Genomic DNA, 20,699 nt, shown 5'->3' on the forward strand with positions numbered 1-20,699 from the left:
CCCAACTTCCGGGCGGCTCCGGCCGCCCGGCCCTTTCGTTTCCAATAATAAAGAGTCGCCTCATGTCGGGCTCATGGATGACGACCCGCGCATGGCTGCTGATGCTGCCTTTGCTTGTGGTCATGGTTTCAGTCATCGGCTGGCCCCTCGTCGACACCGTTCGTCTGTCCTTCACCGACGCCAAGCTCGTCGGCACCGAGGGCAACTTCGTCGGCTTCGACAACTACGCAAAGATGCTTTCGGGCTCGAATTTCCAGCGCACGCTGGTGACGACGACCTGGTTTGCGGTCATCTCCGTCGCCGCGGAGATGGTACTGGGCGTTCTTGCCGCCTTGTTGCTGAACCAGCAGTTCCGTGGCCGCACGCTGTTGCGTGCGCTGATGATCCTGCCATGGGCGCTGCCGACGGTGGTCAACGCCACGCTGTGGCGGCTGATCTACAATCCCGAATATGGCGCGTTGAATGCCGCACTGACGCAGATCGGCCTCCTCGACGCCTATCGCTCCTGGCTCGGCGAACCCAACACCGCGCTCGCCGCCCTCATCGTTGCCGATTGCTGGAAGAATTTTCCGCTCGTCGCGCTCATCGCCCTGGCCGCCTTGCAGGCCGTGCCGCGCGACATCACCGCGGCATCTATGGTCGATGGTGCGGGGCCGCTCGCGCGCTTCCGCTTCGTCATCCTGCCCTATCTCGTCGGGCCGCTTCTGGTGGCGCTGGTGTTGCGCACCATCGAGGCATTCAAGGTCTTCGACATCATCTGGGTGATGACCCGCGGCGGGCCCGCCAATTCGACCAGAACGCTGTCGATTCTCGTTTACCAGGAGGCATTTTCGTTCCAGCGCGCCGGTTCCGGCGCATCGCTGGCGCTGATCGTCACCTTGCTGGTCACGGTCCTGGCCGTCGCTTATGCCGCCCTGGTCAGGAAGGCTGCGGGGAGTACCGCCTGATGGAACGCAAAAGCCCGCTCTTCACTGTCTTCGTCTACGCATCGGCGCTTCTGCTGGCGATCGTGATCCTGGCGCCCGTGCTGTGGCTGTTCGTCATGAGCATTTCGCCTGCCGCCGATCTTTCGGCCAAGCCGTTGCGCTGGTGGCCGCAGGAAGTCGACTTCTCGCGATACGCGATGCTGCTGTCGACGGCCGAAAACAGCGCGGGTGCCGCCTTTGTCGCCTCGCTGTGGAACAGCCTGAGGATCGCCGGCATGGCAACGATTGCAGCGATCGCGCTGGCCATCCCGGCCGGCTGGGCGGTGTCGCGCACGCCTCAGGTTGGCTGGTCGCTGTCGGTGGTGATCGCCACCTACATGCTGCCGCCGGTGGCGCTGTCCGTCCCACTGTACATGGGCCTTGCCTGGCTCGGCCTGCTCAACAACATCTTCGGCCTGGCGCTCGTCTACCTGACCATCCTTGCGCCGTTCACCACCTGGCTGATGAAGTCGGGCTTCGATTCCATACCGCGCGAAATCGAGTCCGCCGCGATGATCGACGGCGCCAGCCTGTTCCAGACATTGCGTATCATCACCTTGCCGCTGGCAGCGCCCGTGATGGCGACGTCGGCACTGTTTGCGCTGCTGCTTGCGTGGGACGAGTTCTTCTATGCACTGTTGTTCACGTCGGACCTGCGCGCCAAGACGCTGACAGTGGCCATCGCCGATCTCGCCGGCGGCCGCGTCTCCGACTACGGGCTGATTGCCACGGCGGGCGTCCTGGCCGCGCTGCCCCCGGTGCTGATCGGCCTGGTCATGCAGCGCGCCCTGATTTCGGGGCTGACCAGCGGCGGCGTGAAAGGATGACCATGACCCCACAAAAGACCAGGCCCGCCGGGCTCGTGGCGATCGACCGCGAAATGGCGCGCCAGTATGGCGATGCGCTGGCATCGTTTGCCGAAGCCTCCGAGACGGCGGCCAGGGTTGCCGCATCCCTGGCCAGCACGGGGCAGTTGCTGCTGCTCGGCATGGGCGGTTCGCATGCGGTGGGCCGCGCAGTCGAGCCGCTCTATCGCGCCCTCGGCATCGATGCCATCGCGCTGCCCTTGTCGGAGCAGCTCGGGCAGCCGCTGGCACTTGACGGCCGCACAGTGCTGATGACCTCGCAATCGGGCGAAAGCGCCGAAGTCCTGCGCTGGTTTGCCGAGACCGGCGGAAATTCCGAGACATTCGGACTGACGCTGGAGGCAGGCTCCTTCCTGGCCCGCACCGCGCCTTCGCTGGTCGGCATCGGCGGCACCGAGCTCGCCTTTGCGGCAACGCGAAGCCTGACCGTCACCCTGGCCCTGCATCTCGCCATCCTGGCCGCACTTGGCGAACACCCGAGCGGGGCGCTCGTCGCGCTCCAGGCACCTGAAGTCGTCGACATCCGTCCGGCTCTCGCCGCGCTGGCGAACGTCGCTGCCGTCGTCACGTCGGGACGCCGCCTGCAAGGCGTTGCCGAAGCACTGGCCCTCGGCCTGACGGAGTTGTCGCGGCGGCCGTGCTTCTCGCTTGAAGGCGGGCAGCTTCGGCATGGGCCGATGGAAATGCTCGGCCCCGACATCGGCGTCGTGCTGTTTCGCGGCGACGATCCGACCGCCGCTCTCGTCACGGCCATGGCAGTGTCGGCAATCGACACCGGAGCACCAGTCGTCATCTTCGATTCGTCCGCAAAGAGCCCGGTAGCCGGTGCAGTCACGCTTCGGTTCAAGCCGGCCACCGGCATGGCCGCCATCTTCGCAATGCTGCCCACGGCGCAGCGCCTGATGATCGCATTTGCCGATGCCCGCGTCGATGATGCCGGCACTCCGGTGCGATCGACCAAGATCACCCGGAGCGAATGAATGCGGCCACTTGCGGTGATCGGCAACGTCAATGTCGACCTCATTCTCGGACCGACCGCCCCCTGGCCGAAGGCCGGCACGGAAATCATCGTCGACCACGACGAGTTGCGCGTCGGCGGCCAGGCGGGCAATTCGGCTCTTGCGTGGGAGGCGCTCGGCGTTGACTTCGAGATTGCGGCGAATGTCGGCAACGACCAGTTCGGCCTGTGGCTGCGGACCGCCTTTGGCCGCCGCGCGGCGAAGTGGGCCATCTCTTCCGAGCGGACGACGCTGTCAGTCGGCATCACACACCCCGACGGCGAACGGACGTTCTTCACCACGCATGGGCACCTGCCCCGTTTCAGCCTCGCCGACACGCTTTCGGTGCTCGACGGCAAGCGACTGTCCGGCGGCTATGCCCTGCTGTGCGGCTCGTTCCTGACCACTGACCTCGCCCAAGACTACGACGCCATTTTCGACTGGGCGCATGGCCACGACATCTCGGTCGTTCTCGACACTGGCTGGCCGCCGGATGGCTGGACCGAAGCGAACTGTGCAACGACCCGCACCTGGCTATCCCGCTGCGATTGCGCGCTGCTGAACGAAGTCGAAACAACGACGCTGGCTGGCCGCGACAATCCAGCAGAGGCGGCACGGACGATCTGGTCCAGCATGCGCAAGGGGGCCGTCGTGGTGGTCAAGTGCGGACCGGATGGCGCCATTGCCATCGGTGCCGACGGCGAGCTGGTGTCGGCAGGCGCCCCAAAGGTGAAGGTCGTCGATACCATCGGCGCCGGCGACGTCTTCAACTCGGCTTTTCTCGCGGCCCTTGCCAAGGGCCAGCCGCTCGCCACCTGCCTCGCTGCTGGAACGCAGGTTGCATCGCGCGCGATCTCCACCTTGCCCCGCAGCTATGGCCACTTGCCGGATTTCAGGGACGACATTGCATGAGTGCGCTTGAAATCCAGAACATCCGCAAGAACTACGGGGCCGTCGAAACACTGAAGGGCATAGACATTTCATTGCAGAGCGGCGAGTTCCTGGTCCTGCTCGGTTCGTCGGGTTGCGGAAAGTCCACCCTGCTCAACATCATCGCCGGGCTGGCCGAAGCGACGAGCGGCGACATCAGGATCGGCGACCGCTCGATTCTCGGCGTTCATCCCAAGGACCGCGACATCGCCATGGTGTTCCAGTCCTACGCGCTCTACCCCAATCTCAGCGTGCGCCGGAACATCGGCTTCGGGCTCGAGATGCGCAAGGTGCCGGTCGCGGAGCGCGACAAGGCCGTGCAGGAGGCAGCGCGGCTGCTGCAGATCGAGGCGCTGCTCGACCGCAAGCCGAGCCAGCTCTCCGGCGGCCAGCGCCAGCGCGTCGCCATCGGCCGCGCGCTGGTGCGCAAGCCGCAGGTGTTCCTGTTTGACGAACCGCTTTCCAACCTCGATGCCAAGCTGCGGCTTGAGATGCGTACCGAGCTCAAGCGCCTGCACCAGATGCTGCGGACGACGGTGGTCTACGTCACCCACGACCAGATCGAGGCGATGACGCTGGCGACGCGGATCGCGGTGATGAAGGACGGCCGGATCGAGCAGCTCGGCACGCCCGAAGAGATCTACAACCGCCCAGCCACGCTCTATGTGGCGGGCTTCGTCGGCGCGCCGCCGATGAACATCCTTGATGTCACCGTGCGCAATGGCCTGCTTGAGATTGCAGGATCCGACGTGACGATCCCGCTGCCACCGCGATATGCAACGATCGGCGACGGGACCCGCCTTTCCCTTGGCATACGCCCCGAGGCGCTCCGGCTCGCAGCCGAAGGTGCAGTCGGCCTGACGTTGCCTGCCAAGGTCGAGGTCGTCGAACTGACCGGTCCGGAACTGATCGCGACAGCTCGAATCGGCGGGCAGAAGCTGATTGCCTGCCTTGCGCCACGCACGCGTCTCGGCGAAGGTGAAAGCCGCAGATTTGCTTTCGAGGAAGAAGCACTGCATCTTTTCGATCCCACGACCGGGCTGGCTTGCGAAGGGGCGCCGTAGGACACGACGCTGGGTTTCATAAGGCCGGCAATTCCTCCCCAAAAACGCGAAACTGCTTCTCACAGAATTGGCTGTCTGGCCTCTTGTGCCATCCATGCAACGAGCAGAAGTTACCCCGGTTTGCGCAGGCAGCCATGTCCTGCGCTGGATCATTGGTCACAGTCGGCTGGGATGGACACGCTGGAACAGCGTCAAAGCCGACGGTGTGAGGAGCAGCAACGCTCGGCAAGGCCACGGGGTTCTTCGATCCACTCGGGATCATGGGCCATCGCAGCCTTGCGCGTGACGGACGGCCGCTCCCCGCGCCACATGGGAGGAAGCAAAGAGTGCTCGAGAAGTATTTCAACCTGAAGGAACAAGGGACGACGGTGCGCACCGAGGTGATCGCCGGCGTCACGACCTTCCTGACGATGGCCTACATCATCTTCGTCAATCCCGAGATCCTGTCGTCGACGGGCATGGACCGCAACGCCGTGTTCGTGGCCACCTGCCTTGCCGCAGCGCTCGGCTCGCTGATCATGGGCCTTCTGGCGAAGTGGCCGATCGGCATGGCGCCGGGCATGGGCCTGAACGCCTTCTTCGCGTTCACGGTGGTCGGCGCGATGGGCTTTTCCTGGCAGCAGGCGCTGGGCGCCGTCTTCATCTCGGGCGTCATCTTCCTGCTTTTGACCGTCAGCGGCGTGCGCAGCTGGCTGATCGCCGGCATCCCGCACTCGATGCGTAGTGCGATCGCCGCCGGCATCGGCCTGTTCCTCGGCATCATCGCGCTGAAAAGCTCGGGCATCGTCGTTGCGAGCCCCGCAACGCTGGTGACGCTGGGCGACCTCAGCCAGACCGGAACGCTCCTGGCTATCGCCGGCTTCTTCATCATCGCCGCCCTCGACGCACTCAAGGTGCGTGGCGCTATCCTGATCGGCATCCTGGTGATCACCGTCGCCTCGATGGCGCTCGGCGTCAGCCAGTTCAACGGCATCGTCTCGATGCCACCTTCCATCCTGCCGACCTTCCTGCAGCTCGACGTCGTCGGCGCCCTGCACGCGGGCCTTGTCCATGTCATCCTGGTGTTCGTGCTGGTCGAGGTGTTCGACGCAACCGGAACGCTGATCGGCGTCGCCAAGCGGGCCGGGCTGATCGAGCCAGGCAAGCCCAATCGCCTCGGCCGCGCTCTGCTGGCCGACAGCACGGCGATCGTCGCCGGCTCGCTGCTCGGCACCAGCAGCACCACCGCCTATGTCGAGAGCGCCTCGGGCGTCCAGGCCGGCGGCCGCACCGGCCTCACCGCACTGGTCATCGGCGTGCTGTTCCTCGCAGCGCTGTTCTTCTCGCCGCTGGCTGGCTCGGTGCCGGCCTATGCGACCGCTCCCGCCCTGCTCTATGTCGCCTGCCTGATGATGCGCGAGCTGGTCGAGGTCGAATGGGCCGACATCACCGAGGCAGCTCCTGCGGCGCTGACCGCGCTGATGATGCCGTTCACCTATTCGATCGCCAACGGCCTCGCGTTCGGCTTCGTCACCTACGCAGCGCTCAAGCTCCTGACCGGACGCCCCGGCGAGGTGCACATGGCAACGTGGCTGGTCGCGGCGCTGTTCATCATCCGCTTCGCCTTCTTCCCGCACTAAGGCTCGACAAAGCATCGCCGGAGGCTGCGCCAGCGGCCTCCGGCGATTTTCGTTCCAGCCCAGCCCCACGGGCTGCGGGCCTATTTTGGCGCCGCTGCTGCGGTTTCGCCCGGCGGCAAGATCCGGAACGTGAAGGTCGATACCTTTTCGCCCGGCTTGAACGGCCCCGGCACCGCATTGCTGACCGGCTTCACGCTCTTGAGAAAAGCTGCAATTGCGGCCGCGTCTTCGGGGGTGAGCTGGGCCAGGGCACGCCACGGCATGATCGGCGCCAGTTCCCGCCCGTCCGGTCTCTGACCGGTCTGGAGCGCCGTGACGACCTGCTCGGCTGTCCACTTGCCGATGCCCGTCTCGTTGTCGGGCGTGATGTTGCGGCCGACGAAGACACCCAGCCCCGGAATCTCGAAGCCGACATCCGAGCCGCCGAGATACTTCGAATCATCGGGCTTTCCCAAGAGATAGCCCGGCGTGTGGCAGTCGGTGCAACCACCCATCGTCACGAGATATTCGCCTCGCGCAACCTGCGCCTCGTCAGCAATGGCCGCCGAAGATGCGGCGATTGTCGCGGCCCACAATGCAAGTCCAATTGGTGTTCGAAACATCGTTTCACCCCTGACGTTGCCTGTTTCTGCTCCCTCGCGTTCCGCCGCCTGTCGTCCCCGCCCTGGCATAGGTGCGGGACGCCCTAATTCTCGCACCCATGCGGGACCCTGACCAGCAGGGATCGCTTCATCATGACCTCGATCCAGGCTGCCGCGAGGCCCTTTCGTTTTCGCCAGGCATCCCAAAAAACGAACATTGCGGTCAACAAATGTCGTGCAATCGCCACGCTGAACCCTGTTTCGCGGGCGCAAGAACAGAATATTCAGTGCAATCCGCGCAAAAATCGCAACCAGATCGCTGAAATCCAATGCCCTACGCGACGTAATGCGCAACGGCACGATCATCGCTATATTTCGTTTGACATTCATTTCTAGTTCGAAATAATCGAAATCGAGCTTCGGAATACCCTGAAATTGCTGCACTGCGAAAAGGCGACGAAGGCGTGAGCATGCCCGAGATATACGACATTTTCGTCATCGGCGGCGGCATCAACGGCTGCGGAATCGCCCGGGACGCGGCTGGGCGCGGCTACTCCGTCTATCTCGCCGAAATGAGCGATCTGGCCAGCGGCACGTCGTCCTATTCGACCAAGCTGATCCATGGCGGCCTGCGCTATCTCGAGCACTATGAGTTCAGGCTCGTGCGCGAAGCGCTGATGGAACGCGAAGTGCTGTGGCGCAACGCACCGCACATCATCTGGCCTATGCGCTTCGTCCTGCCTTACGCCAAGGGCCTGCGTCCTGCCTGGCTGATCCGTCTCGGGCTGTTTCTCTACGACCATATCGGCGGCCGCAAATTGCTGCCGCCGACCCGCACGCTCGACATGCGCAGCGACGCCGCCGGCAAGCCGCTGAAGCCGATGTTTGCGCGCGCCTTCGAATATTCGGACGGCTGGGTGAACGACGCCCGCCTGGTGGTGCTCAATGCCCGCGACGCGGCCGACCGCGGCGCCGTCATCCGCACCCGCGCCAAGGTGACGAGCGCGCGGCGCGACAACGGCCACTGGAATATCGCCGTCGAAGATCTGCGCAACGGCCAGGTCGAGGAGGTCAAGGCACGGTTGATCGTCAACGCCGCCGGCCCGTGGATCGACCATGTGCTGACGGAGACCGTCGGGCAGAACAACGTCCACAATGTGCGGCTGGTCCAGGGCAGCCACATCGTGGTGGCAAAGAAGTTCGACGACCCGCGCGCCTATTTCTTCCAGAACAAGGACGGGCGCATCATCTTCGCCATTCCCTATGAGGAAGACTTCACCCTCATCGGCACCACCGACCAGGACTATGACGGCGACCCGCGCCAGGCCAAGATCAGCCAGGCCGAGATCAGCTACCTGTGCGACGCAGCAAGCGAATATTTCGCCGAACCGGTAAAGCCCGAACACATCGTCTGGACCTATTCCGGCGTGCGGCCGCTCTATGACGATGGCGCCAGCAAGGCCCAGGAAGCGACGCGCGACTACGTGCTGAAGTCCGACGGGCGCGAAGGCCAGGCGCCGATCGTCAACATCTTCGGTGGCAAGATCACCACTTACCGGCGCCTTGCCGAGTCGATGCTGGAAATCATCGAAAAACACCTGGGCAAGAAGGGCAAATCCTGGACCGCGACGGCAGCCCTGCCCGGCGGCGAGTTCGAGGCAACCGCCTTCGATGCGGAGGTGGTGAAGCTCAAGGCCGCCTATCCATTCCTCGACATGCGTCTGGCGCGGCGCCTGACACGCCTTTACGGCACGCGCGCCAAAGCCTTGCTCGGCCTTGCGAGGTCCGAGGCAGACCTGGGGCGCAATTTCGGCGCCGACCTCTACGAGGCAGAAGTCCGATACCTTGTCGCCAACGAATGGGCTTTGACGGCGGAGGACATCTTGTGGCGGCGAACCAAGCGCGGCCTCAAGCTCGCCAAGGAGCAGGCCGCGTCACTCGACGAATTCATGCATGGAATAAGCCCGGGCGTGCACAACGCCGCGGCGGAGTAGGCGCCACCGCCTGATATCTGCCCTGGGAGGAGGGGAAATGCTGGAACTACGCAATGTAACCAAGGCGGTTGCCGGCGCGGACCACATCCGCGACGTCTCGCTCAACCTGCAGCACGGCAGCCTGAACGTGCTGCTCGGGCCGACGCTGTCCGGCAAGACAAGCCTGATGCGGCTGATGGCCGGGCTCGACAAGCCGACCGCCGGCTCGGTCTGGTTCGATGGCGTGGACGTCACCGGCGTGCCGGTGCAAAAGCGCAACATCGCCATGGTCTACCAACAGTTCATCAATTACCCGGCGATGACGGTCTACGAAAACATCGCCTCGCCGCTGCGTGTTGCCGGCGCCGACAAGGCCAGGATCGACCAGGAGGTCAAGCGCGCCGCCGAACTGCTCAAGCTGACGCCCTATCTCGACCGCACCCCGCTCAATCTCTCCGGCGGCCAGCAGCAGCGCACCGCGCTTGCCCGCGCCATCGTCAAGAATGCCCGGCTGGTGCTGCTCGACGAGCCGCTGGCCAATCTCGACTACAAGCTGCGCGAAGAACTGCGCGCAGAACTGCCGAAGATCTTCGCCGAAACCGGCGCGATCTTTGTCTATGCCACGACCGAACCGCATGAAGCACTGCTGCTCGGCGGCAATGTGGCGACTCTGTCGGAAGGCCGTATCACCCAGTTTGGTCCGACGATCGAGGTGTTCCGCAAGCCGAACGACCTGATCACGGCGCGGACCTTTGCCGACCCGCCGCTCAACACGATCGTGCTGAAGAAGAGCGGCCGCAGTTTCCAGCTTGATGGTGGGGTGGACCTCCCGGTGCCGGCAGACCTCGCCGGCATTGCCGACGCCAGCTATACGATCGGCTTCCAGCCCCACCATCTTTCTTTCGAGAAGCGCAACACAGATGCGGTTGGCGTGAAGGCCAAGGTGACGGTGACTGAGATCACCGGCTCCGAAAGCTTCGTGCACCTCGATTTCGCGGATGCCCGCTGGGTGATGCTCACGCCTGGCATCCGCCAGTTCGAGCCGGACGAGACCATCGAGGTCTTCATCGACCCTCGCCACGTCATGGTTTTCGACGCGAACGGCCGTTCTGCCGCCGCGCCATCGCAGCTGGCAGCGTAGGAGGGCGAAATGGCACGCATCGACCTGAACCATATCCGCCACGCCTACGGCGCCAACCCGAAGTCCGACAAGGACTATGCCCTTCGCGAGGTGCATCACAGCTTCGACGACGGCGGCGCCTACGCGCTGCTCGGCCCGTCGGGCTGCGGCAAGACCACGCTGCTCAACATCATCTCGGGGCTGCTGCACGCCTCGCACGGGCAGCTGCTGTTCGACGGCAAGGACGTGACCCGGCTGTCGACGCAGGAGCGCAACATCGCCCAGGTGTTTCAGTTCCCGGTCATCTACGACACCATGACCGTCTACGACAATCTGGCGTTCCCGTTGCGTAACCGCGGCGTCGCCGAAGCCGACGTCGACCGCAAGGTGCGCGAGACGCTCGACATGATCGACCTTGCCAGCTGGGCCAAGCGCAAGGCGCGCGGGCTGACCGCCGACCAGAAACAGAAGATATCGCTCGGCCGCGGGCTGGTACGCTCGGACGTCAACGCCATCCTGTTCGACGAGCCGCTGACCGTCATCGACCCGCACATGAAGTGGGTGCTGCGCTCGCAGCTCAAGCAACTTCACCGCCGCTTCGGTTACACCATGATCTACGTCACGCACGACCAGACGGAGGCCCTGACCTTCGCCGAAAAGGTGGTGGTGATGTATGACGGCGAGATCGTCCAGATCGGTACCCCTGCCGAGCTGTTCGAGCGCCCCAAGCACACCTTCGTCGGCTACTTCATCGGCTCGCCCGGCATGAACGTGATGCCGGTCAGTGTCGAAGGCAATCGCGCCCGCCTTGGCGGCCAGGTCATCGACTTGCCCGGCAGCCCAAAGGCCGAAGGCAACGAGATCGAACTCGGCATCCGGCCCGAATATGTCCGGCTCGGCGCCGCGGGCATGCCTGTCACCGTGCGCAAGGTCGAGGATATCGGCCGCCACAAGGTGGTCCGCGCCAGCCTCGAGGGCCGCGAGATCGCAGCTATCCTCGGCGAGGACGACCAGGTGCCCGCCGATGCGCGTGTCACGTTCGACCCCGCCGGCATCAACCTCTACGACAAGTCCTGGCGCGTCGAGATGGGAGCCTGACCATGGAAAAGACCTGGAACAACAAAGCCTGGTTGATGGTGCTGCCGGTGCTCGTGCTGGTGGCGTTCTCCGCGGTCATCCCGCTGATGACGGTGGTCAATTATTCGGTGCAGGACACATTCGGCGGCAACCAGTTCTTCTGGGCCGGCGCGGAATGGTTCCAGGAGATGCTGCACTCCGATCGCTTCTGGGCGGCGATGGGCCGCAACCTGATCTTCTCGGCGATCATCCTGGCGATCCAGATCCCGCTCGGCATCTTCATCGCGCTCAACATGCCCAGGAAAGGCTGGGGCGTGCCGGTCTGCCTGGTGCTGATGGCGCTGCCGCTGCTCATCCCGTGGAATGTCGTCGGAACCATCTGGCAGGTCTTCGGGCGCATCGACATCGGCCTGCTCGGCTATACGCTGCATGCGCTCGGCTTTGACTACAACTACGTGAACGACCCGTTCGATGCCTGGGTGACGGTCATCATCATGGATGTCTGGCACTGGACGAGCCTGGTCGTGCTGCTCTGCTATGCCGGGCTGGTGTCGATCCCGGATGCCTTCTACCAGGCGGCCAAGATCGATGGCGCCTCGCGCTGGGCGGTGTTCCGCTACATCCAGTTGCCGAAGATGCAGCGCGTGCTGCTGATCGCCGTGCTGCTGCGCTTCATGGACAGCTTCATGATTTACACCGAGCCGTTTGTCGTCACCGGCGGCGGGCCCGGCAATTCCACCACCTTCCTGTCGATCGACCTCGTCAAGATGGCCGTCGGACAGTTCGACCTCGGCCCGGCGGCGGCGATGTCGATCATCTACTTCCTGATCGTGCTGCTGCTGTCATGGGTCTTCTACACCGTCATGACAAACTACGACGTGGAGAAGTGAGATGACGGACACGAGCGAAGCCGTCGTGAGCACCGACAAGGACAAGATGATGCGCAATGCGCCGGCCACCGAAGGCGTGGCCCATGGCAGTTCCGCCGATGCGGCGCTGGCCAGGCGGATGCGGCGACGCGGTGAGGAATCGCGCTTCTGGTGGGTGGTGCCGACGATCTACATCATCTTCCTGATGCTGCCGATCTACTGGCTGATCAACATGAGCTTCAAGTCGAACCAGGAGATCCTGGGCGCCTTCTCGCTATGGCCGCAAAACCCGACGCTTCGCAACTACGGCGTGATCTTCACCGATCCGTCCTGGTACAAGGGCTACATCAACTCGATCATCTATGTGGTCATGAACACGGCGATTTCGATCTCCGTCGCCCTGCCTGCGGCCTATGCCTTCTCGCGCTACCGCTTCCTGGGCGACAAGCACCTGTTCTTCTGGCTTTTGACCAATCGCATGGCGCCACCTGCGGTGTTCGCCCTGCCCTTCTTCCAGCTCTATTCCGCCTTCGGCCTGATCGACACGCACATCGCAGTTGCATTGGCCCATTGCCTGTTCAACGTGCCGCTGGCTGTGTGGATCCTCGAAGGCTTCATGTCGGGCGTGCCGAAGGAGATCGACGAGACCGCCTATATCGACGGCTATTCGTTCCCACGCTTCTTCGTGAAGATCTTCGTGCCCCTGATCGCCAGCGGCATCGGGGTCGCGGCCTTCTTCTGCTTCATGTTCTCGTGGGTCGAACTGCTGATCGCCCGCACGCTGACCACCACCGACGCCAAGCCGATCGCCGCTATCATGACGCGCACGGTCTCGGCCTCGGGCATGGACTGGGGCGTGCTTGCCGCAGCGGGCGTGCTGACCATCATTCCGGGTGCGCTCGTCATCTGGTTCGTCCGCAACTACATCGCCAAGGGCTTTGCCCTGGGCCGCGTCTGAGGGAGCGCTTGCGATGGATTTTTCCTGGATGGCCTGGACGCTGCCAACGGCAGCCTTCTTCATCACCATCTTCCTGATGCTCGTCGGCATGGGTGTGTGGGAGTATTTTTCGCCCGGCGGCAACCCGCGCGTCGGCATCCTCCGGTTCGAGACGACCCGGGGCGACAGGCTTTTCGTTTCGCTGCTTGGCAGCGCCTTCATTCATCTCGCATGGCTGGGCCTGATCGGGCCCAACCTGTGGTGGGCTCTCGCTCTCGCAGTGGTCTACGCCATCGGCGTATTCCGCTTCGTCTAGAGGGGGAAATGTTGGGCCGCCGCAAGCCCGCGGCGGCGCCAAATGGCAATGCAACCTTGTTTGGGAGGAAATTAATGCGACGCCATATTCTAGCATCAACGAGCGTGATCGCCCTGCTTTTGGGCGCGGGCAATGCCTTTGCCGGCATGGAGGAAGCGAAAACCTTCCTCGATACCGAGATCAAGGACATGTCGGCGCTCGACCGCGCCGGCCAGGAAGCCGAAATGCAGTGGTTCATCGATGCGGCGAAACCTTTTGCCGGCATGGAGATCAAGGTCGTTTCGGAAACCATCACCACGCACGAGTATGAATCGAAGACGCTCGCCAAGGCGTTCTCCGACATCACCGGCATCAAGATCACGCACGACCTCATCGGCGAGGGCGACGTCATCGAAAAGCTGCAGACGCAGATGCAGTCGGGCGAAAACATCTATGACGCCTATGTCAACGATTCCGACCTGATCGGCACCCACTGGCGCTATCTGCAGGCGCGCAGCCTGACCGACTGGATGGCCAACGAAGGCAAGGACGTCACCAACCCCAACCTCGACATCGCCGACTTCATCGGCACGAAGTTCACGACAGCCCCGGACGGCAAGCTCTACCAGCTCCCCGACCAGCAGTTCGCCAACCTCTACTGGTTCCGCTACGACTGGTTCAACGACGAGAAGAACAAGGCGGACTTCAAGGCGAAGTACGGCTACGACCTCGGCGTCCCGGTCAACTGGTCGGCCTACGAGGACATCGCCGAGTTCTTCACCGGCCGCGACATCAATGGCCAGAAGGTCTATGGCCACATGGACTACGGCAAGAAGGACCCCTCGCTCGGCTGGCGGTTCACCGACGCCTGGCTGTCGATGGCCGGCAACGGCGACAAGGGCCTGCCGAACGGCCTGCCGGTCGACGAATGGGGCATCAAGGTCAACGAGAAGTCGCAGCCGGTAGGCTCCTGCGTCGCCCGCGGCGGCGACACCAACGGCCCGGCCTCGGTCTATTCGATCGTCAAGTATCTCGACTGGCTCAAGGCCTATGCTCCGCCGGAAGCCCAGGGCATGACCTTCTCCGAATCCGGACCGGTCCCGGCCCAGGGCGCGGTTGCCCAGCAGATCTTCTGGTACACCGCGTTCACTGCCGACATGGTCAAGCCCGGCCTGCCTGTGATGAACGAGGACGGCACGCCGAAATGGCGCATGGCGCCCTCGCCGCACGGCGTCTACTGGAAGGACGGAATGAAGCTTGGCTACCAGGACGTCGGTTCGTGGACGATCCTGAAATCCACGCCTGACGACCGTGCCAAGGCCGCCTGGCTCTACGCGCAGTTCGTGACGTCGAAGACCGTGGACGTGAAGAAGAGCCATGTCGGCCTGACCTTCATCCGCCAGTCGACCCTCGATCACAAGAGCTTCAGCGATCGTGCGCCGCAGCTCGGCGGCCTGGTCGAGTTCTACCGTTCACCGGCCCGCGTGCAGTGGTCGCCGACCGGCACCAACGTGCCTGACTATCCCAAGCTGGCCCAGTTGTGGTGGCAGGCGATCGGCGACGCTTCATCGGGTGCGAAGACGGCCCAGGAAGCCATGGACTCGCTTTGCGCCGAGCAGGAAAAGGTGCTGGAACGCCTTGAGCGCGCCGGCATCCAGGGCGAAATCGGTCCGAAGCTGGCGGAGGAGCATGATCTCGCCTACTGGAACGCGGAAGCGGTCAAGGCAGGCAATCTTGCACCTCAGCTGAAGATCGAAAACGAAAAGGAAAAGCCGATCACCATCAACTACGATGAGTTGGTGAAGAGCTGGAGCAAGTAAGGGCTCAGGCGGACATTCCGCCTGGCAGGACCTGGGGAGACGGCGCAGTGCCGTCTCCCCTCTTTTTGCAAGTGACTGCGGAGGGGAAGATGAGCGGATTCATTCTGGCGATCGACCAGGGCACCACGTCCAGCCGGGCAATCGTGTTCGATCAGGCAATGAGGGTTGCAGGCGTCGGCCAGAAGGAATTTGCCCAGCATTTCCCGGCGTCGGGCTGGGTCGAACATGATCCGGAAGAAATCTGGGACAGCGTGGTTTCGACTTGCAAGACTGCCCTGAAGAAGGCCGGCAGGGACGCCGCCGACATCGCGGCGATCGGCATCACCAACCAGCGCGAAACCGTGGTCATCTGGGACAAGGCGACAGGCAAGCCGATCCACAACGCGATCGTGTGGCAGGATCGGCGTACCGCCCCGCTGTGCGCCAAGCTCAAGAAGCAAGGGCTGGAGCCGCGCTTCACCCGGAAGACCGGCCTGCTGCTCGACCCCTATTTCTCCGGCACCAAGATCGCCTGGCTGCTCGACAAGGTCAAAGGCGCGCGCAAGCGGGCCGAGCGCGGCGAGCTGCTGGCGGGCACCATCGACTCGTTCCTGATCTGGCGGCTGACCGGCGGCAAGGTGCATGCGACGGACGCCACCAACGCCTCGCGCACGCTGGTCTACAACATCGAGAAGAACGTCTGGGATGCCGAACTACTCGACATCCTGCGCATTCCGGCTTCCCTCTTGCCCGAGGTCAAGGACTGCGCCGCAGACTTCGGCGTGACCGCGAAGGCGCTTTTCGGCGCGGAAATCCCGATCCTCGGCGTCGCCGGCGACCAGCAGGCGGCGACCATCGGCCAGGCCTGTTTCGAGCCCGGCATGATGAAGTCGACCTACGGCACCGGGTGCTTTGCCATCCTCAACACCGGCGGCGACATCGTGCGCTCGAAGAACCGGCTGCTCACCACCATCGCCTACAGGCTCGACGGCAAGACCACCTATGCGCTGGAAGGCTCCATCTTCATCGCCGGCGCTGCGGTGCAGTGGCTGCGCGACGGCATCAAGGTGATCGGCAAGGCCGAGCACAGCGGCGAACTGGCGGTACAGGCCGACGACACCCAGAGCGTCTATCTCGTGCCTGCCTTCGTGGGCCTCGGCGCACCGCACTGGGATGCCGAGGCACGCGGCGCCATCTATGGCCTGACCCGCAACACCGGACCCGAAGAATTTGCCCGGGCAGCACTGGAGTCCGTCGCCTACCAGACCCGCGACCTGCTCGACGCGATGAAGAAGGACTGGAAGACCCGGAACGGCAAGACGGTGCTGCGCGTCGACGGCGGCATGGTCGCCTCCGACTGGACGATGCAGCGCCTCGCCGACATCCTCGACGCACCGGTCGACCGGCCGACGGTGCTCGAAACCACGGCCCTCGGCGCTGCCTGGCTTGCCGGTTCCCGGGCGGGGGTGTGGCCGAAGGCCAAGGACTTCGCCAAGGCCTGGGCGCTCGACCGACAGTTCAAGCCCGAGATGCAGCCGGCCGTGCGCACGGCCAAGCTGAAGGGCTGGCACGACGCCGTGCGCCGGACCCTGACGCCAAAGTAGCGGCTCCAGGCAGCCGGCCTATCTGGCGAAGCTCGACAACAGAGCCTGCGCTTCCTCGGCGAGGGTTCGCGTCAGCTCGGCCGCCGGCATTTCACGGCCGAAACGTGCAGCCTGGCCCGCCCACAACGACATGAAGTCGCCCGAGCCCTGCGGCTCTGACTTCGCCCGAAGCGGCGCCAGCGCGCCGCCGGCAAGCGGAAAAGCCGGCGCCAAATCGGACAGCGGACCAACTTCGCGCATGATGCGGTTGACGATGCCTCGCGCCGGCCGGCCGGTGAAGACATTCGTCAGGGCGGTGTGATCGTCCTTGGCGCTCCGCAGCACTGCCTTGTGAGGGGCGGCCACCTTGGCTTCCGGGCAGAACAGATAGGCGGTGCCGATCTGCACCGCCGAGGCCCCAAGCACGAAAGCCGCCACGATGCCGCGTGCATCGGCGATGCCGCCGGCCGCGATGACCGGCACCTTGACCGCATCGACCACCTGCGGCACCAGCGCGAAGGTGCCGGGCTGGTTGGCGAGGTCGTCGGTGAGAAAGATGCCGCGATGGCCACCAGCCTCGGCACCCTGGGCGATGATGGCGTCGCAGCCATGCTGCTCCAGCCAAACTGCCTCATCGGCAGTGGTCGCCGACGACAGCACCTTGGCGCCAGTCGCCTTGACCCGGTCGAGCAGGGCTGAATCGGGCAGGCCGAAATGGAAGCTCACCACCTCGGGACGGAATTCCTCGACGATGCCACAGAACTGTTCGTCGAAAGGCGCGCGCGCCGATCGCGGCGCAGGCGCCGCGGGATCGAGCCCCAGTTCGAGGTAGAAGGGTTCGAGGCGCTTTTTCCAGGCTGTCTCACGAGCGAGGTCTTCCTCAGGCTGCTTGTGGCAGAAGAAATTGACGTTGATCGGCCTGGACGTACGCTGCCGGAAGATGCCGAGTTCGGTCCGCGTCTTTTCCGGCGTCATCAGCGCACAGGGCAAGCCGCCCAGCCCGCCAGCTTCGGAAACGGCAATCACCATCTCGGAATCGACCGGCCCGGCCATCGGCGCCTGCAAGATCGGAAGGTCGAGGCCCAGGAGATCAAGAATTCGACGATCGGGCCACATGTTGACTTCCTTCCTGGGTTTGGCTGCTCAGGGCCGCTGGCGCTCGGCCCTGCGGGCAGCGATCTGGCGCATGGCCATCACGCGACGCCGCAATATCTCGGTGCGCATCGCCATTAGATGCAGAGTGAAGAACAGAAGGGTAAAGCCAAGCGCCATCACAAGCAGGGGCCAGAGCAGGCTCGGATGGATCGTCGGGCCGTCGAGGCGGAACACCGAAGCCGGCTGGTGCAGCGTGTTCCACCATTCAACCGAAAACTTGATGATCGGGATGTTGACGAAACCGACCAGCGTGATGACCGCCGCGGCACGCGCCGAACGCGCGGGATCGTCGAGCGCGCGGGTCAGCGCGATGATGCCGAGATACATCAGGAAAAGCACGAAGACCGAGGTCAGCCGCGCGTCCCATACCCACCAGGTGCCCCACATGGGCTTGCCCCATATCGACCCGGTCAGCAGCGCGAGAGCGGTGAACACGGCACCAACCGGTGCTGCCGCCTTCAGTGCCACGTCGGCGAGAGGATGGCGCCAGACAAGCGTGCCGAGGGCCGCGATCGCCATCACCGAGTAGCACATCATGGCGAGCCAGGCGAAAGGCACGTGGATGTACATGATGCGGACGGTGATGCCCTGCTGGAAATCGTCAGGCGCGGCAAAGCCGAGATACAGCCCTGCTGCCAGCACCAAGGCCGAGGCGCCGGCGAGCCAAGGGACAACCTTGTCCACCAGCGCGATGAAGCGGGTCGGGTTGGCCAGGTCGCTGAAACGCCAAGCCTGCGAACTCGTCTGTGTCATGGACGCTAAATAGCCGTGGCCGGCCCTCTTCGCAATCAGTTCCAACGTCGCGGCCCGCAACGCAAACGGGGCGCCGAAGCGCCCCGCAGCAATGCTGACAGAAAAACCGACCAGACCCGCTGCCTCGGCGGACAGCGTCAGGCCGCTGCCTCGACATGGGTGACGCGGCGCACCTCTTCGTCGTTGAGCAGCCCGCCGGCGCGCAGCAGCGAGGCAAAGCGGCCGTTGCGGGCCGAGAGCTCGCCAAAGCCGCCCATCTCGACAACACGGCCGTGATCCATGAACACGACGAGATCGGCATCGCGCACGGTGCTCAGGCGGTGGGCGATGATGAAGGTCGTGCGGCCATCGCGCAGCATGTCGATCGCGTCCTTGACGCGGTTTTCGGTCTCGACGTCGAGCGCACTGGTCGCTTCGTCGAGCACCAGGATCGGCGCGCTCTTGAGGATGGCGCGTGCGATCGCGATGCGCTGGCGCTCGCCGCCCGACAGCTGGCCGCCGCGTTCGCCGACATTGGTGTCGTAGCCTTCGCTCTTCGACAGAATGAAGTCCTGCGCTGCCGCGGCGCTGGCCGCTGCATGCACTTCCTCATAGCTGGCGCTGGCGCGGCCGACGCGGATGTTGTCCTCGATCGAGCGGTTGAGCAGACCGGCGTCCTGGAAGACGGTGGCGATCGAATGGCGCAACGACTTCTTGGTCACTGTGCGCGTATCGATGCCGTCAATGAGGATTCGGCCATGCTCCGGCGCATGAACGCGCTGAAGAAGGTTGATCAGCGTGGTCTTGCCCGCACCGGTCGGGCCCACGATGGCAACCGTCTGGCCGGCGCTGACCTCGAAGGAGACGTCGCTGACGCCCTGCCCCGAATTCGGGAACTCGAAGCTGACATTCTCGAAGCGGACATGGCCGGTGACGTTTTCCAGCTCACGCAGCCCCTCGGGCTCGCGATGGTCGGCGGCGCAATCCTCGAGGCGATAAAACTCCTCCAGCTTCGAACGTGCATCGAATATCTGGTTCGCAAAGTTCGAGACCTGATCGAGGCGGCTGATCAGCAGGGCGGCGAAGCCGGTGAAGGCAACGATGTCGCCGATCCGCAGCTGACCCTGGGTGACGAGATAGGCACCGATGAGCAGGACGACCATCATCGAGATCGTCGAGGCGAGGCGATGCATGGCGGAAGCCAGGGCCCACCAATCGAGAACCGGGTTCTGCGTGGTGATCAGGGCCTTGACGTAATCGCGCAGCGATTCCGTCTCCTGGCCGATACGGTTGTAGCTCTGCAGCACCGCCACGTTGCTGACCGAGTCAGACACATGGGAGAAGACCTTGTGATAGTGGCGCTCGACCGAGGCCTGGCCTTCCTTGGTCTTGCGCATCACCAGCCGACCGATCATCAGATAGAGCGCGCCGAGCCCGATGAGCACCAGCGACATGCGGACGTCCATCGAGAAAGCCGTCGGAATGAGCAGCGTCAGCGCCACAGCGGTCGACAGATGGGTGCGCATGAATTCGAGCCACAGGCTGAACAGCGCCTCTACCGCGCGCAGCAGCGTGTGCAGCGAATGCGACGTGCCGCGCTGCTGATGCCAGGCCAGCGGCATGGTGATGACGCGTTCGAAAGACTGGCAGAGAACTTCGCCGCGCCGCGCGTGGGCGAGCCGGTCGGCGCCACGCGCCACCAGAACGAATGCGACAATGTTGAACGCGCCGAAACTGGCCCACAGCGCCATCGTCGGAACGACTTCCGTCTTGCCGGCAATCGCATCAATGATGCGCCCGAACAGGATCGGCTCTGCAATAGTGACAATCGCCAACACGACGTTGGCGGCGCAAATCAGCCCAACCTTCTTGCCGTCTGCGGCAAGATAGCGAAGGGCTCTCCAATAAACCTCAAGCAACGACACTTTGGTACCCCTTGAGTCCCGTTCGTCCCTTTATTGTGCACTGCACCATGGCCGACAGATAACGACCCCGGGTCCGCAAGACAATGCGCAGATAACGTCTGAGTTCAAAAAAATCGAACAACACATGGCTACGCTCGGTAATCTCGTGTGATCCGATAAGGAATTGAGAACTAACGAAAAAAGGCATCGTTGCGGCGAAATGATGACGAAG

18 protein-coding genes are annotated in these 20,699 nt (G+C 63.9%); 14 read left to right on the forward strand and 4 right to left on the reverse strand.

What is annotated here, in order from left to right:
* Nucleotides 1-62 precede the first annotated feature (62 nt).
* From GGR00_RS04255 to GGR00_RS04280, 6 genes are all read left to right on the forward strand, one after another.
* Complete coding sequence (locus tag GGR00_RS04255; protein WP_184698175.1) at nt 63-947, forward strand: carbohydrate ABC transporter permease; 885 nt, start codon at nt 63-65, stop codon at nt 945-947.
* Nucleotides 947-1,792 carry a carbohydrate ABC transporter permease gene (locus GGR00_RS04260; RefSeq protein ID WP_184698179.1) on the forward strand — a complete coding sequence of 282 codons (846 nt, stop codon included), beginning with the start codon at nt 947-949 and terminating at the stop codon, nt 1,790-1,792. The genes GGR00_RS04255 and GGR00_RS04260 overlap by 1 nt, the downstream gene beginning before the upstream one ends.
* Nucleotides 1,789-2,811: an SIS domain-containing protein gene (locus tag GGR00_RS04265; RefSeq protein WP_184698184.1), complete on the forward strand. Its 1,023-nt coding sequence runs from the start codon at nt 1,789-1,791 to the stop codon at nt 2,809-2,811. The genes GGR00_RS04260 and GGR00_RS04265 overlap by 4 nt, the downstream gene beginning before the upstream one ends.
* The gene (locus tag GGR00_RS04270; RefSeq protein WP_184698188.1) at nt 2,812-3,741 is read left to right on the forward strand and encodes a PfkB family carbohydrate kinase; all 930 of its coding nucleotides are present in this window, start codon (nt 2,812-2,814) and stop codon (nt 3,739-3,741) included.
* Nucleotides 3,738-4,823 carry an ABC transporter ATP-binding protein gene (locus GGR00_RS04275; protein ID WP_184698192.1) on the forward strand — a complete coding sequence of 362 codons (1,086 nt, stop codon included), beginning with the start codon at nt 3,738-3,740 and terminating at the stop codon, nt 4,821-4,823. Before GGR00_RS04270 ends, GGR00_RS04275 begins: the two co-directional genes overlap by 4 nt.
* A 326-nt stretch (nt 4,824-5,149) precedes the next feature.
* Entirely contained in the window at nt 5,150-6,442 is a 1,293-nt protein-coding gene (locus GGR00_RS04280; protein ID WP_055979063.1) for an NCS2 family permease, read from the forward strand.
* 80 nt (nt 6,443-6,522) lie between these two features.
* Here GGR00_RS04280 and GGR00_RS04285 read toward each other — a convergent pair whose 3' ends face one another.
* The gene (locus tag GGR00_RS04285; protein ID WP_184698927.1) at nt 6,523-7,044 is read right to left on the reverse strand and encodes a c-type cytochrome; all 522 of its coding nucleotides are present in this window, start codon (nt 7,042-7,044) and stop codon (nt 6,523-6,525) included.
* 449 nt (nt 7,045-7,493) lie between these two features.
* On the opposite strand from GGR00_RS04285, the gene glpD reads away from it, so the two are divergent.
* From glpD to glpK, 8 genes are all read left to right on the forward strand, one after another.
* Nucleotides 7,494-9,017: a glycerol-3-phosphate dehydrogenase gene (glpD, locus tag GGR00_RS04290; protein ID WP_184698197.1), complete on the forward strand. Its 1,524-nt coding sequence runs from the start codon at nt 7,494-7,496 to the stop codon at nt 9,015-9,017.
* Between the two features lie 37 nt (nt 9,018-9,054).
* Nucleotides 9,055-10,137, forward strand: a complete 1,083-nt coding sequence (locus GGR00_RS04295; RefSeq protein WP_055979049.1) for an ABC transporter ATP-binding protein — start codon at nt 9,055-9,057, stop codon at nt 10,135-10,137.
* A gap of 9 nt (nt 10,138-10,146) precedes the next feature.
* Nucleotides 10,147-11,214, forward strand: coding sequence for an ABC transporter ATP-binding protein (locus GGR00_RS04300; RefSeq protein WP_055979046.1), 1,068 nt, complete (start codon nt 10,147-10,149; stop codon nt 11,212-11,214).
* A 2-nt stretch (nt 11,215-11,216) separates the two neighbouring features.
* Nucleotides 11,217-12,083 carry a carbohydrate ABC transporter permease gene (locus tag GGR00_RS04305; protein ID WP_055979043.1) on the forward strand — a complete coding sequence of 289 codons (867 nt, stop codon included), beginning with the start codon at nt 11,217-11,219 and terminating at the stop codon, nt 12,081-12,083.
* A 118-nt stretch (nt 12,084-12,201) separates the two neighbouring features.
* Nucleotides 12,202-13,020 carry a carbohydrate ABC transporter permease gene (locus GGR00_RS04310; protein WP_055979290.1) on the forward strand — a complete coding sequence of 273 codons (819 nt, stop codon included), beginning with the start codon at nt 12,202-12,204 and terminating at the stop codon, nt 13,018-13,020.
* A 13-nt stretch (nt 13,021-13,033) separates the two neighbouring features.
* On the forward strand, nt 13,034-13,315 hold the full coding sequence (locus GGR00_RS04315; protein ID WP_055979040.1) for a DUF2160 domain-containing protein: 282 nt from the start codon (nt 13,034-13,036) through the stop codon (nt 13,313-13,315).
* 74 nt (nt 13,316-13,389) lie between these two features.
* Nucleotides 13,390-15,114: an ABC transporter substrate-binding protein gene (locus GGR00_RS04320; RefSeq protein ID WP_055979037.1), complete on the forward strand. Its 1,725-nt coding sequence runs from the start codon at nt 13,390-13,392 to the stop codon at nt 15,112-15,114.
* 89 nt (nt 15,115-15,203) lie between these two features.
* Nucleotides 15,204-16,697 carry a glycerol kinase GlpK gene (gene glpK, locus GGR00_RS04325; protein ID WP_055979034.1) on the forward strand — a complete coding sequence of 498 codons (1,494 nt, stop codon included), beginning with the start codon at nt 15,204-15,206 and terminating at the stop codon, nt 16,695-16,697.
* 18 nt (nt 16,698-16,715) lie between these two features.
* Here glpK and GGR00_RS04330 read toward each other — a convergent pair whose 3' ends face one another.
* The 3 genes from GGR00_RS04330 to GGR00_RS04340 all read right to left on the reverse strand — a co-directional run bounded on the left by GGR00_RS04330 (nt 16,716) and on the right by GGR00_RS04340 (nt 20,488).
* Nucleotides 16,716-17,792, reverse strand: coding sequence for an NAD(P)H-dependent flavin oxidoreductase (locus GGR00_RS04330; RefSeq protein ID WP_055979031.1), 1,077 nt, complete (start codon nt 17,790-17,792; stop codon nt 16,716-16,718).
* 27 nt (nt 17,793-17,819) lie between these two features.
* On the reverse strand, nt 17,820-18,584 hold the full coding sequence (locus GGR00_RS04335; protein WP_055979029.1) for a heme ABC transporter permease: 765 nt from the start codon (nt 18,582-18,584) through the stop codon (nt 17,820-17,822).
* Nucleotides 18,585-18,721: 137 nt separating this feature from the next.
* Nucleotides 18,722-20,488, reverse strand: a complete 1,767-nt coding sequence (locus tag GGR00_RS04340; RefSeq protein ID WP_055979025.1) for a glucan ABC transporter ATP-binding protein/ permease — start codon at nt 20,486-20,488, stop codon at nt 18,722-18,724.
* Between the last annotated feature and the right edge of the window lie 211 nt (nt 20,489-20,699).

The organism is Aminobacter aganoensis (assembly GCF_014206975.1).
GTDB lineage: Bacteria > Pseudomonadota > Alphaproteobacteria > Rhizobiales > Rhizobiaceae > Aminobacter > Aminobacter aganoensis.